The sequence below is a fragment of the Bacillus sp. CGMCC 1.16541 genome (assembly GCF_003184905.1).
Lineage (GTDB): Bacteria > Bacillota > Bacilli > Bacillales > Bacillaceae_H > Priestia.
The window spans coordinates 79,430-93,131 of the sequence record NZ_QFRU01000019.1; the positions used below are offsets into that span (position 1 = coordinate 79,430).

The window sequence follows — 13,702 nt, forward strand, 5'->3', positions numbered from 1 at the left end:
CCTAATATTCTACTTAATCTATCAATTTCCTTTAAAATATGTTATTTTTTTGAAAACGCTTTATATTCTGCTTTTTTATGTATAATAAAATAGATACTATTTTTTATGAAAACTCAGGTGGTGAATAAGATGGATCATTCAAAAACCTATAATGCAAAAGAATTAAAGACATCAATTGGGACAATCGTTGTAGAAGGTCCAGTTCCTTCTCATAAATTAAAAGATTTCGAGTTTCATGAACAACTTGTTGCTTTCAGACCTCCAGAACAACAGAAGAAAGCATTACTTGAAATTGCGGACTTACCGGAGGGACGCATTTTAATTGCCCGACATTTAGATACCATTATTGGATATGTTACATACCTCTACCCTGATCCATTAGAAAGATGGTCAGAAGGCAACATCGAGAATTTAATTGAACTTGGAGCCATCGAAGTAGCCGCTCCATTTCGAGGGTATGAAATTGGTAAAAATCTACTAAAAGTATCGATGATGGATGATGCGATGGAAGATTATATTATTATTACAACTGAATATTATTGGCATTGGGATCTAAAAGGAACGGGTTTAAATGTTTGGGATTATCGTAAAGTGATGGAAAAAATGATGCAAGCAGGTGGTTTAGAGTGGTTTGCAACCGATGATCCAGAAATTAGTTCCCATCCCGCTAACTGCTTAATGGCTCGAATCGGTAAACGAATTAAGCCACATACAATACAGGAATTTGATCAACTACGCTTTCAAAATCGATTTATGTATTAATACCGTTCATCGCAGTCTCAACATACTTGATATCACTAAACAAGGAGTCGTTTCTATATGATTGTTGAAGAGATGATGATTCAAGATGTCATTACATTAAAGCCTACTAATACGATTGAAGAAGCTATTAAACTACTTGAAACGCATAAAATTAGACATATTCCAATCGTAAATGACAACAACGAATTAGCCGGGATTATTTCAGACCGTGATGTTCGTGACGCTAGTCCGTCGATTTTCCATCGAGATAGTCACTTAGAAGACTTACAAAAACCTTTAAAAGCCATTATGAAAACATCAATTATTACTGCTCATCCGCTTGACTTTGTAGAAGAAGTCGCATCTGTTTTTTATGAACATCAAATCGGATGCCTTCCAATCACAAAAGGAAATCAATTAGTGGGCATTATTACCGAGCGAGACCTTTTACATACACTCATTCAATTAACTGGTGCTCATCAACCTGGCTCACAAATTGAAGTGAAGGTGGAAAATAAAGCCGGTGTTTTAAGTGAAGTAACCTCGATGTTTAGAAAACAAAAAATTAATATTTTAAGTGTGCTCGTTTATCCTGACAAAGATGAGCACTACAAGATTATTGTTTTTCGCATTCAAACATTAAATCCAACGGTGATGATTACTAAATTAAAAGATGAAGGCTATGACGTACTGTGGCCTAATTTACCAGGAATACCTTTATGACAAAAAAAGATTGCATATTTGTTTATTCAGAGGAATTTTTGAATTATAAATTTAGTAACAATCACCCGTTTAATCAATTACGCGTAAGGCTCACATATGACTTATTAAATGAAGTTGGTGCACTACGGACGGAAGACATCATTCCACCTCGTATGGCAACAGATGAAGAACTAAGCTTAGTACATGACCCTAATTATATTCAAGCTGTACAGTTAGCCAGTGAAGGAAAATTGCCGTCTGAAAAAGCGACCGACTACGGTTTAGGCACGGAAGACACCCCGATTTTCCCGAACATGCACGAAGCTAGTGCTTACCTAGTGGGTGGTACACTCACAGCCGTTGATCAAGTAATGACAGGAAAAGTCAATCACGCATTAAGCCTAGGTGGTGGACTGCATCACGGATTTAGAGGCAAAGCATCTGGTTTCTGTATTTATAATGATAGCTCCGTTGCCATTAAATACATGCAACAAAAGTACGGGGCAAGAGTTCTTTATGTTGATACCGATGCTCATCACGGAGATGGGGTACAATGGACATTTTACGATGATCCAAATGTTTGTACGCTCTCCATTCATGAAACTGGAAGATATCTCTTCCCTGGAACCGGAAATGTAAATGAGCGTGGTCATAGTGAAGGATATGGCTATTCGTTTAACATTCCTGTTGATGCTTACACCGAGGATGATTCCTGGCTTGAAGTCTACAAATCTTCATTAAAAGAAGTAGCAGCATTTTTCAAGCCAGATGTGATTTTAACTCAAAATGGGGTAGATTCTCATTACTATGATCCATTAACACATCTTTGTGGAACCACTCGTATGTATCGAGAAATTCCTAAATTGGCTCATGAAATTGCGCATGAGTATTGTAATGGTCGATGGATTGCGGTTGGTGGAGGAGGATATGATATTTGGCGTGTTGTTCCGAGAGCTTGGTCATTTATTTGGTTAGAAATGATTGGACAACAAGACATCAAAGGTCCACTTCCTCACACATGGATTGATAAATGGTCAAAAGTCGCTCCATTACCGATTTGCAAAGAATGGGATGATCACGATGGACTATATGAACCGATTCCAAGAAAGCCAGAAATCACAGAGAAAAACAACCAAACTCTCAATAAAGCTTTGTTTCCAATTCGTCAGCATCTTAAAAATGCTTAGATTAACCCCTACGCATTTAATGTAATCCATAGAAAACAAAAATCCCCTGCATTCTCTACTCATTCATTTCCTAAATGTAGAATGCAGGGGGTTTTTATTGTTTATATCAAACGAACATCCTCTATCACATTTGACACGATCTAAATCTATTCAACTTCTCCATTTTTTTTCGGATCAGAAATCACAATTTCAACTCTACGATTCTTTTGTAAGTTTTCAGGAGTTGTATTCGAAACCAATGGACGCGTATCTCCATACCCTACTGCAATAAAACGAGTTGAATCAACATCATTCTTTGAAATAAAGTAACGAATCACACTACTCGCTCTAGCTGTTGACAATTCCCAATTTGAAGGATAACGATAGGTAGTAATAGGACGATTATCAGTATGACCTTCAATCTTAACATAGTTAGGAATAGTCGAAATGAGATTACCAATTTTATCAAGAAGAGGGTAAGCGTGAGAAAGTAGAACCGCCTCACCTGTATCAAAAAGAATTTGCTCTTGTAAAACGAGAACAACACCTCGGTCATCTCGATTTACTAGAACAACATCCGTTAAATTTGATTCCTCTAAATAACTTTGTACCTCAACTAATATTTCGTCTAGAGAAATAGACCCTTCCGCCGTACTTGCTACAGAACTCTGCGCACCATTCTCTTGTGCGTGTTGAAATTGTGTTGCTTGATGAGGCTTACCCTCTACACTTTTGACAGTAGAGGACTCCATGTAATCGAAAGGAATGACAGACTGATTGTACTCAAAAATTTCACTACGCTGAAATGACTGTGCTAGTGCTCTAAACTTCACATTGTCAATTTGAGACATTGAAAAGAGTAAAATAAAAAACACGAGAATTAACGTCACTAAGTCTGAAAACGTCACAAGCCATTTTTGGTCTCCTGATGAAGAGGAAGAACGCTTCTTTCTTCTACGCATTCAAGACACCCTCTTCTTCAACCACTTTTTCCTTTAGTCGCTCGTTAACTGGTAAGAAAGCTCCCAGTTTCTCTTCTAAAATTTTAGGATTTTGACCAGCTTGAACACCAATAACTCCTTCAATGACAATTTGCTTTATAAATACTTCTTTTTCAGTCTTGACTGATAGTTTGGAAGCAATTGGATATAAAAGTAAGTTTGACATTAATGATCCATAAAGGGTTGTTAATAACGCCAATGCCATGTTAGGACCTAATGTAGCTGGGTCGTTTAAACTTTTTAACATGAGTACTAGTCCAATTAATGTCCCAATCATTCCCCAAGCGGGTGCAAATTCACCTGCTTTTTCAAAAATACTTCGACCCTTTGCGTGACGTTCTTCCATTGCAATAATTTCAGCTGTCATAATATCATTGATGACTTCTGGCTCAACACCGTCAATAGCCAAAAGAACACCTTTTTTAATGAAAGGATCTTCAAGGATTTCCATTTCTGCTTCTAGTGAAAGTAGTCCTTCACGGCGTGCTTTTTCAGATAACGATACAAAAGTATCGATGAGTTCTTTTAGATTCTGATCGTTTGTATTAAATGCTTGCTTTCCTACTTGAAAGACACCTTTTAAATCGGACATTGGAAAACTAATTAACAGCGCTCCAAGTACACCACCTAATACAATTAAAAGAGACGATAGACTAACAAAAGCTGCGAAGCCTGTTAGACCACCACTAGAAACAATACCAAGAATAACCATTCCTATACCGATAACTAGTCCAATCGGTGTAAGCACATCAAACTTTTTCATAATTCCTCTCCCTGTCGACTAAAAACTTCTTTCCTTTTTTATATCGACAAGTTTTTTATTTTGTTGATTGTCTGTACTCAATTCGATGTGGAAGTTGAACAATATTGCTATCCACTGTTTCTTTGTTCATATATTTTGTTAATAAGCGCATAGCAACTGCTCCAATATCATACATCGGCTGAACAACTGTCGTTAGTTGTGGACGTACCATTGTTGATAATCTTGTATTATCAAAGCCCACTACCTCAATATCGTTTGGAACGTTTAAGCCACGATCTTGAGCTCCGTGGATAACACCTAACGCCATTTCGTCTGTTCCAACAAACACAGCAGTTGGTTTTTCATTTTCTTCAAGAAGCTTTTCAATAGCTTCAATCCCTGAATCGTACGTGTAATCTCCTTCTACAACGTATGCTTCACGAAGAGATAGGCCACTTTCTGTTAACGCGCGTTCGTATCCTTTTACTTTCTTTTCTTTATTGATAGGTTCTTCTAATGTCCCTGATACAAATGCAATTTTCTCATGTCCGTTATCAATTAACGCTTTTACAGCATCATATGAGGCTTGTTCATAATCAATTGTGACAGATGGAATTTGATTTGTAGACTCGATAGAAGCAGCTAATACAATAGGTACAGGTGACTTTTTCAACTCTTCCACATGGGATTCTGTTACATTACCGCTCATAAAGATAATACCGTCCACTTGTTTACCCAACATTGTGTTCAATAAGTGTAACTCTTTATCTTGGTTTTGGTCTGAGTTACTTAAGATAATATTATATTTATACATCGTTGCAATATCTTCAATTCCACGTGCAAGCTCTGCATAAAAAATGTTTGAGATATCAGGAATGATAACACCAACCGTTGTTGTCTTCTTGCTTGCAAGTCCTCTCGCCACAGCATTTGGACGATAACCTAGACGTTCAATTGTTTCTAATACCTTTTTACGTGTAGATGGTTTTACATTAGGATTACCATTTACAACACGAGAAACAGTTGCCATTGACACACTCGCTTCTCTTGCTACATCATATATTGTTACATTCACAACACAACACTCCTTATTTAAAAAACAATTTGTTTTAGTTTACCCTTAATTAAAATTTTGTAATTATGTATATACATAAAACATTTTCACCGAATGTCTTTAATTAATATACGACACTCTGTACATGACCGCAATGTATTTACGTTGTTTTACGTCAGCATTCATAATATTGTAACCTTTCTAATCAAAAAAAGAGACTTCGTGACATAATCAAGTGAAAAGCAAGATTACGAACGAAGTCTCCAAATAGCACGTATGGTGTTTAACTTGATTAAACTTAACTGTTTATATTACATAGTGGCTTTAGCTCTGTAATAAACTCATTAAATTGAGGAATATTCATCTGTTGTGCTGAATCGGATAGTGCCACTGCCGGATCAGGATGAACCTCAGCCATTACACCGTCTGCTCCAATGGCTAATGCTGCTTTCGCAGTTGGTAATAATAAATCGCGACGACCTGTTGAATGAGTTACATCCACAAAGACAGGTAAATGAGTTTCTTTTTTCAAGATTGGCACTGCAGAAATGTCTAACGTGTTACGTGTAGCACGCTCATACGTACGAATACCACGTTCACATAAAATAATTTGATCATTTCCTCTTGAGATAATATACTCAGCGGCATTAATAAACTCATCAATCGTTGCTGCTAATCCTCTTTTCAACAGCACCGGTTTGTTTACAGAACCTGCTGCTTTTAATAATTCAAAGTTTTGCATGTTTCGAGCACCAATTTGAATGACATCAATGTAATCAAGAGCGGTTTCAATATCTGCTGGATTCACAATTTCACTAATCACTGCCATGTCATATTTATCAGCTACTTGTTTTAAAATCTTTAATCCCTCTAGTCCTAAACCCTGGAAATCGTAAGGTGAAGTCCTTGGCTTGTAAGCACCACCGCGCAATAGTTTAACACCTTGCTTTTTAGCCGCCTCTGCAACAGCTGCCACTTGCTCATAACTTTCAACTGCACAAGGTCCAATAATAAAATGTTGCTGACCATCACCAATTTTTTCACCTTTTATATCGACAATTGTATTTTCGGCTTTTTTCTTACGCGAAACAAGTAACGCTTTACGGTGATCATCTTGCTGTAACTCAAGATTTGCTTTAAAAATCTCTTTGAAAATATGTTGAAGCGTAGAGGTTTCAAACGGTCCATTGTTATTTTCTTGAATTAAATCTAACATTGCACGCTCACGAACTGGATCAAAACGATTTGTTCCTTGTACTTCTTTTAACTTTCCTACTTCTTGTACAAGTCGTCCACGCTCATTAATTAGGTTTAATAGTTGTAAATTCAACTCATCGATTTGGGTACGTAGTTCTGTTAATTTTTGATTTGACATATCATCCATCCCTCTCCATTAATACGCTTATTTTGACTATTATTTACATGATCTTCTATTGAAATAATGACCGTATTTTTAAATAGTTTCGCTAAAATGAATAGATCTTGATATGGTTAATACATAAGTGGATAATAAAAGAAAAGCATTTTGGAAGCCCCCTTTTTAAAGAGGAGAAGAGGTAAAAATAAAATACTAACAAACACTCAACTAAACTCATCGACTCTTCTCTCTACTCAACTAGTCTCAACTCACTTCATTAGTGAACAACTTCTGCCTTTACACTAAATCAACGAAAACATAGACACCTTGCACTTTCATCACTATCGTCTCGGTAGAATTGTTCACGTCGATTATAACAAAATATGAAGTATATGCCTACCCAAATTATTCTCCTAATTTTTAGTCATCTTATCGTTCGCCATTTTTCATAAGTGAACAAATTAATAAATAAAAGAGCTTTATGAAGTAGCCTCTACATGGACTGCTTCATAAAGCTTCACTTTATTGCTTTATTCACTTACTTGGTTTTCTAACTCACTTTTTGTAATGCGCCAGTGAGACTCATGCCACTTAACCGTACCTTGATGAAATAACAATACTTGTGGCGATTCGTGTTTGACACCAAACTCTTCAGCTATGTCATTTGAAAGTGGTCGTGCTTCTTGAACGTGTAAATAATAAGCAGGTAAGACATTGCTTTGTTCCACATAGCTTTTGAACTCTTCGAATGCTGCACTACTAATAGGGCAAGTCACACTATGTTTTAAAAATAAAAACTTCTTATGTTCTTCCATAATCTGATTAAATTCTTCTCTCGTTGAAATCTTCTTCACAGTTCTCTTCCTTTCAAGCATACATGTAATCATTTATGATTCAGCAATGTGTTAACAATTATGCATGCTAATGAATTTGAAATAGTCTCCTTATTCTAAGCAACTATCTGGTAGAGTAGACACGACGAAACGAAAACAAATACGTGACGAGCCGTGTCAAATAGATATATATACTTCTTCTTTTGACACGGCTCTATTTATTTTGTTACATTCTCTTCAAATTCTTGTAACGCTCCATGCGCTTCATCTAATTTCTTTTGTACTTCACTCTCTTCATCGATACGTTGACTTTCCACTTCATCTTGTAACACTTCTAAGCTTGGCTGAGACAATTCTTCTTGCTCGTCTTCACTCTTTTTACTAATCGCTTTGATTTTATTAACAACTTGTAAAGACTGTTCTGATAAAGTTTGAGACAAGTCTGTTGTTTTATCTTTTGCTGTATTTGCTATTTGTTCTGTTTTTAATCTGACAAACGTTGCTTGCTCATTTAAATCAGAGCGTAACTCCTTTCCTGCTTTTGGTGCGAGTAATAGTGCTGTAGCTGCTCCGACTACCCCACCTAAAATGGAACCTAATAAAAAGTCTTTACTGCTTAATCCTTCTTTTTCTCTACCCATAAAAATTCCTCCTTGTCCTATCGAACTTAAGAATATGATCGAGAGCGTTTCACTTGTGGTTCTACAACTTCTACTTGTTCCTCTGTTACTTCGGTTTGTTGCTTTTTCGCTTTAATACGTCCCCAGATATCTAGTGCTACATTGCTCCACTGTATCACTTGTGCAACGTTTTCTTTATTTGCTTCTACTTTTTGAGTAACACTGTTGGAAACATTTCGAATTGATTTATTCAGATCATGAATTGAATCTCCAACATCTTTGACTGAATCAACAACAACATTTAAGGATTCTGATTTTCGTTGAATATCTTCTGCTAAAAGATTTGTTTTATGTAATAATGCGGTCGTCTCAGTTGTGATACCTGTCATTTGCTTTTCTAGTCCAGTGAGTGTAACTGCAACCGAATCAAGCGTTTGTTGAACAGAGCGCAACGTCTTAGAAATAGAAATGACAAGATAGAAAAAAGCAATCGCAGCAACGGCTGCACTTAAATATAAAATGATAATCATCGGTTTGATGACACCTCCAATGTAGTCTTGTTGTTTTATAACATCGATACCCGTCGTTAACAGAACTCAAACATCGATATAATACTTTTATTACCTTGTTTTAATTAAAGTATAACGTAACTCTTTTAAATGTTGAAATATTATGTTTTTTGTTAAAAGTCATATATAATAATCTACAGTATTGATGATACATTAGGAGGTACATGAAATGAAAGACCCTAGGATTCAAAAATTGGCAAATAATCTAATTAATTACTCTATCCGCCTTCAAAAAGGGGAGAAAGTGTTAATTGAAAATTTTGGATTACAGCGTGAACTTGTAACAGCCCTAGTGAACGAAGCATATGCAGCTGGTGGTTACCCATTTGTGTTATTAAAAGATCATGCGGTAGATCGTTCGCTTTTATATGGAGCTCAAGAAGAACAATTCAACATGATTGCTGAATTTGAAGCAAATGTGATGAGTAATATGGATGCATACATCGGACTTCGTTCTGGTGAAAATATCTTTGAACAATCAGATGTTCCAAGTGAAAAAATGGCTCTTTATGGAAATACAGTTGGTAAAAAAGTACATAGAGACATTCGCGTTCCTAAAACAAAATGGGTTGTATTACGCTACCCTAATGCATCAATGGCTCAGCTTGCAAAGATGAGTACTGAAGCATTCGAAGATTTCTATTTTGATGTTTGTAACTTAGATTACAGCAAAATGTCAAACGCAATGGATAACTTAGTTGAGTTAATGAACAAGACAGATAAAGTTCATATTACCGGTGAAGGAACAGATCTCACGTTTTCCATCAAAGACATTCCATCTGTTAAATGTGCTGGTGAAATGAATATTCCAGATGGTGAAGTATACACAGCACCTGTTCGTGATTCAGTGAACGGGACGATTACATACAATACACCATCACCATACCATGGATTCACATTTGAAAATGTCAAGCTCACGTTTAAGGATGGAAAAATTGTAGAAGCAACGGCTAATGATACAGAGCGTATTAATAAAATTTTTGATACAGATGAAGGTGCTCGATATATCGGTGAGTTTGCCATCGGTGTAAACCCTTATATTCAACACCCAATGCAAGATATCCTGTTTGATGAAAAAATTGATGGTAGCTTCCATTTTACTCCTGGTGAGTGTTATGAAGATACAAACAATGGAAACAAGTCAAATATCCATTGGGATATGGTCATGATTCAACGCCCTGAGTACGGCGGCGGTGAAATCTACTTTGATAATGTACTGATTCGTAAAGATGGACGTTTTGTTATTCCAGAATTAGAAGCTCTCAATCCTGAGAATTTAAAATAATAAACAAAAAGAGCTGCAGATTTGCAGCTCTTTTTGTTCGTTAGATTGTACTTTGATATAGCTCTTCAAACTTCTGAATATCACCTGCACCCATAAATACAAGGACTGCATCATGATGATCTTTTAAAATTTCAACGTTCTGTTCACCAATTAATTCAGCACCATCAATTTTTTCACGTAAATCTTCAATCGTTAACTTCCCTTGATGCTCACGAGCTGAGCCAAAAATATCACATAGATACACTTTATCAGCTTTCTGTAAGCTTTCGGCAAAGTTCTCTAAGAAGGTTTGCGTTCTTGTAAACGTGTGTGGTTGGAAAACAGCAACGACTTCACGTTCTGGATACTTTTGGCGAGTAGCTGAAATGGTCGCAGTAATTTCAGTTGGATGATGCGCATAGTCATCGATTAACACTTGTGTTCCAACTTTCTTCTCACTGAAACGACGTTTTACACCTTTGTATGTTTTTAATTGTGCTTGTATCACATCAACATCAATTTCTTCATAGTGACAGATTGCAATAACCGCTAGTGCATTTAAGATGTTATGATCTCCATATCCTGGAATCTCAAAAGAAGCAAAGAATGTATTACGTACAAATACATCAAATGCTGTACCCGTTGTGCTTTTTACAATATTTCGAGCTTGAAAGTCATTTTCTTCTCCAAGTCCATAATATAAAACAGGCACTTTTGCTTGAATTTTTTGCAAGTGTTCATCATCACCACAAGCAATGATGCCTTTTTTGACTTGAAGCGCCATTTCTTGAAACGCACTAAAAACATCATCAACACTTGTAAAATAGTCCGGATGATCAAAATCAATGTTTGTCATAATCGCATAATCAGGTGTATATGACAAGAAATGTCGACGGTATTCACAAGCTTCGAATGCAAAATACGTTCCATTCTCTACTCCTCTACCTGTACCATCACCAATTAAATAAGAAGTTGGCTGTCCGCCTTGCATGACATGAGCTAGTAAACCAGTTGTAGATGTTTTTCCATGCGCTCCTGTTACAGCCACACTCGTATAATCCTTCATGAAATCACCTAAGAAAACATGATAACGAATTACTTCAACACCTAACTCATTCGCTGCTTTGATTTCTTCATGTGTATCAGGAAATGCATTTCCTGCAATCACTGTCATACCTGTCTTAATATTGTCTTTATTAAATGGTAATACCTTAATGCCTTTTTGCTCTAATACTTTTTGTGTAAAAATTTCTTTCTCTATATCTGATCCTTGAACCTGAAAGTTCATATCATGTAAGATTTGTGCTAAAGCACTCATTCCTGTACCTTTAATTCCAACAAAATGGTAAACTGTCATATAAAGAACCTCCAACATTCGTCTATCTGTAAGACAGTATATGACGGTTATTTAAAATTGCTCTTGTCAACATATGTAATAAGATATACGCATTGATAACAATGGTTCATTCTAGCACTAATACGTTGATGACACCATGGATTCACATACATGTAAATATGTCCAATTTTAATCGTCTTCTCGCTTAGTATCCCCATTTACTACGTACTCTATTGCATGCATTTTAAAAAATGTTCGCCATGATGGCTTGTCTAATTTCATTTGCACACGATTAAAATGAGCTTGTAACTCATTCATTCCATATGTTGTATAATCAAAATATAACAAACGAGAGCTAATTAACACATCATATCCAATCGATTTTATTTTTCGAACCCATAGTATCTCATTTTGCTTAACTTCTGTAAATCTCCCTCTTACATCTTTGATGATGACAGACTCATTTGTCAATGGATTATATCCTTTTAAGAAAAATGAATCAGGTACTTTTGACACACAAATAGGTTCCCACACACTCGGTAAAAACAATGCTAACTGAATAAGAAAAGGCTCACTCCTCTTCTTCTTATGTTCATCTAAAAAGAAGTGTAACATTGTTTTCCCACGAACAGTCACATAATCAAAAGCAAACCACTCATAGAACGTTTCTTCTAAATGAGCTGGAAGTTCCCTATCATGAGAAAAGCCTATCTTCTCTCGAAACACGTAAGAAGCTCTTACTTTCTCTCGAATATTTGCATACTTTTTCACAAAATTAATAAACTCTTCATAAAATTGAATGATTCCGTTATCTGCTTGTTCTTGCTTTTGTTCGCGAATGATTGAAAAATTGATAATACTGTTTTCATCTTCCATTCAAAATCACCTATGATTTTTTAGCTATATGAGAAAAAGAACAATCTATCCGTTATTCTACTTTTTCTAGGCGGGGATTTGGTCGATAACGTCTACCTGCTTTTGCAACATGTTTGCCATTTAACAACACATTGTCACCTGTAAATCCAATATGAATTTTTAATAGACTACTTCCAACTCCATACATATCCACAGGGACGTTTCTCGCCTCAAACTTTTGAATTCGCTCTTCTGTAAAGCCACCGCTCACAACAATTTTAACATGATGATAGCCCTCATCATCTAACGCTTTTCTTAATGCAAAAATAAGCTCTGCATTCACACCTCGAGGATCAAATGTACCTAGTACTTCAGGATGTCGAACAAAGTGCTGATCAATCATTGTACGAGATGTGTCTACACGAACTGCTTTTAACTTGTCACCAAACTCTCTCGCTACTTTTAGAGCATCCGTAATGACATCATTGTTATAATCAACAAGCACAATGAGCTCATCGTTTGGAAACTTGGCATGATACGCTTTTGTTGCCTCTACAATATCGCCATCAAACAGTTGAATAAGAGCATGAGGCATTGTACCCATCCCTTGCTTTCCCCACCATTCATTCATCGCATGAGTTGCTTGAGCGGTTGAACCACCTATGTATGCTGCATAGCCGTCTCCTGCTTGCTGTGTAAAATGATCATCTCGATCTCCCATAAAAATCACAGGTTTTCTCCCTGCAGCTTTCACCACATTATAAACATTTGTAGCAACAGATGTTCTACGAGCTAAAATCCCATCAATTACGCCTTCTAGAAAACCGAAGTTTTGGTAAGGACCTGTAATCGTTAATACCGTTTCAAACGGCTTGATCTTGTCTCCATCTTTTAATGAATGAATGTCTAATTCTTCAGGTTGGTTCGCGTATGCTTTAATTAACGCAATCACCTCGTCGGTTCCACATAACACAGCTTCTTCTTTTTGAAAGAATTGCATAGTGACTGTATTATCGGTCTTAAACTCTTTCACGATTTCTTTTGTTTTCAAAAAATAAACAGCCGAAAACCAGCCTTCTTTTACGCGGTCATCAAATTTAAACGTTCGATTTGTCAAACGTTTAATTTTACCTTGTAGCTTTAACTCGATTTCCTTCATTGCCTAAACTCCCTTTACCTATGAATCCACTAGTGTTTCATAACCTTTTCTGTCTATTTCAATTACCCTATCTTCACATCTCATGATCATATAAATGAGTATCTAAACAGCATTTATTCTCTTTTTAAAATATTTGTGTTCTTTTTAAAGACAGAGAATAATCACTTAAATTTATCACTTTGGCTTATCTTTACATATAGTAAATCATTTTAAACATAATGACAAACCTTTTAAAGAAGTCACTATCTATATATAAATGATTTTCTTTTTCGACATTTGACCTAGTGAATCCCTAAGCGTTGT

At 36.0% G+C, this 13,702-nt stretch carries 14 protein-coding genes; 4 read left to right on the forward strand and 10 right to left on the reverse strand.

Features of this window, described 5'->3' with window-relative positions; translation table 11 throughout:
* Positions 1 to 129 precede the first annotated feature (129 nt).
* The 3 genes from DIS06_RS15460 to DIS06_RS15470 are packed head-to-tail and all read left to right on the forward strand — an operon-like array spanning position 130 to position 2,630.
* Positions 130 to 762 carry a GNAT family N-acetyltransferase gene (locus tag DIS06_RS15460; protein WP_110114138.1) on the forward strand — a complete coding sequence of 211 codons (633 nt, stop codon included), beginning with the start codon at positions 130 to 132 and terminating at the stop codon, positions 760 to 762.
* A 57-nt stretch (positions 763 to 819) separates the two neighbouring features.
* Positions 820 to 1,464, forward strand: a complete 645-nt coding sequence (locus DIS06_RS15465) for an acetoin utilization AcuB family protein (protein WP_110114139.1) — start codon at positions 820 to 822, stop codon at positions 1,462 to 1,464.
* Positions 1,461 to 2,630 carry an acetoin utilization protein AcuC gene (locus tag DIS06_RS15470; RefSeq protein WP_110114140.1) on the forward strand — a complete coding sequence of 390 codons (1,170 nt, stop codon included), beginning with the start codon at positions 1,461 to 1,463 and terminating at the stop codon, positions 2,628 to 2,630. The genes DIS06_RS15465 and DIS06_RS15470 overlap by 4 nt, the downstream gene beginning before the upstream one ends.
* Before the next feature lie 146 nt (positions 2,631 to 2,776).
* On the opposite strand, the gene motS is transcribed toward DIS06_RS15470, so the two are convergent.
* The 7 genes from motS to DIS06_RS15505 form a co-directional block, all read right to left on the reverse strand.
* Positions 2,777 to 3,571 carry a flagellar motor protein MotS gene (motS, locus tag DIS06_RS15475; RefSeq protein ID WP_110114141.1) on the reverse strand — a complete coding sequence of 265 codons (795 nt, stop codon included), beginning with the start codon at positions 3,569 to 3,571 and terminating at the stop codon, positions 2,777 to 2,779.
* Complete coding sequence (gene motP, locus DIS06_RS15480; protein ID WP_110114142.1) at positions 3,564 to 4,373, reverse strand: flagellar motor protein MotP; 810 nt, start codon at positions 4,371 to 4,373, stop codon at positions 3,564 to 3,566. The genes motS and motP overlap by 8 nt, the downstream gene beginning before the upstream one ends.
* Positions 4,374 to 4,428: 55 nt before the next feature.
* Positions 4,429 to 5,427 carry a catabolite control protein A gene (gene ccpA, locus DIS06_RS15485; protein WP_110114143.1) on the reverse strand — a complete coding sequence of 333 codons (999 nt, stop codon included), beginning with the start codon at positions 5,425 to 5,427 and terminating at the stop codon, positions 4,429 to 4,431.
* A gap of 277 nt (positions 5,428 to 5,704) precedes the next feature.
* Positions 5,705 to 6,781, reverse strand: a complete 1,077-nt coding sequence (locus DIS06_RS15490; RefSeq protein ID WP_110114144.1) for a bifunctional 3-deoxy-7-phosphoheptulonate synthase/chorismate mutase — start codon at positions 6,779 to 6,781, stop codon at positions 5,705 to 5,707.
* 512 nt (positions 6,782 to 7,293) lie between these two features.
* On the reverse strand, positions 7,294 to 7,617 hold the full coding sequence (gene ytxJ, locus DIS06_RS15495; RefSeq protein WP_110114145.1) for a bacillithiol system redox-active protein YtxJ: 324 nt from the start codon (positions 7,615 to 7,617) through the stop codon (positions 7,294 to 7,296).
* A gap of 197 nt (positions 7,618 to 7,814) precedes the next feature.
* On the reverse strand, positions 7,815 to 8,237 hold the full coding sequence (locus DIS06_RS15500) for a YtxH domain-containing protein (RefSeq protein WP_110114146.1): 423 nt from the start codon (positions 8,235 to 8,237) through the stop codon (positions 7,815 to 7,817).
* 26 nt (positions 8,238 to 8,263) lie between these two features.
* A complete protein-coding gene (locus DIS06_RS15505; RefSeq protein WP_110114147.1) occupies positions 8,264 to 8,746 on the reverse strand; it encodes a DUF948 domain-containing protein in 483 nt (160 codons plus the stop codon).
* 208 nt (positions 8,747 to 8,954) lie between these two features.
* On the opposite strand from DIS06_RS15505, the gene DIS06_RS15510 reads away from it, so the two are divergent.
* Positions 8,955 to 10,070 carry an aminopeptidase gene (locus DIS06_RS15510; RefSeq protein ID WP_110114148.1) on the forward strand — a complete coding sequence of 372 codons (1,116 nt, stop codon included), beginning with the start codon at positions 8,955 to 8,957 and terminating at the stop codon, positions 10,068 to 10,070.
* A gap of 40 nt (positions 10,071 to 10,110) precedes the next feature.
* Here the strand turns inward: DIS06_RS15510 and murC are convergent, their stop codons facing one another.
* From murC to DIS06_RS15525, 3 genes are all read right to left on the reverse strand, one after another.
* Entirely contained in the window at positions 10,111 to 11,406 is a 1,296-nt protein-coding gene (murC, locus tag DIS06_RS15515) for a UDP-N-acetylmuramate--L-alanine ligase (protein WP_110114149.1), read from the reverse strand.
* A gap of 168 nt (positions 11,407 to 11,574) precedes the next feature.
* Positions 11,575 to 12,261 (reverse strand): nicotinate phosphoribosyltransferase, encoded by a 687-nt coding sequence (locus DIS06_RS15520; RefSeq protein ID WP_110114150.1) that lies wholly within the window; start codon positions 12,259 to 12,261, stop codon positions 11,575 to 11,577.
* A 52-nt stretch (positions 12,262 to 12,313) separates the two neighbouring features.
* On the reverse strand, positions 12,314 to 13,399 hold the full coding sequence (locus DIS06_RS15525; RefSeq protein WP_110114151.1) for a nicotinate phosphoribosyltransferase: 1,086 nt from the start codon (positions 13,397 to 13,399) through the stop codon (positions 12,314 to 12,316).
* Between the last annotated feature and the right edge of the window lie 303 nt (positions 13,400 to 13,702).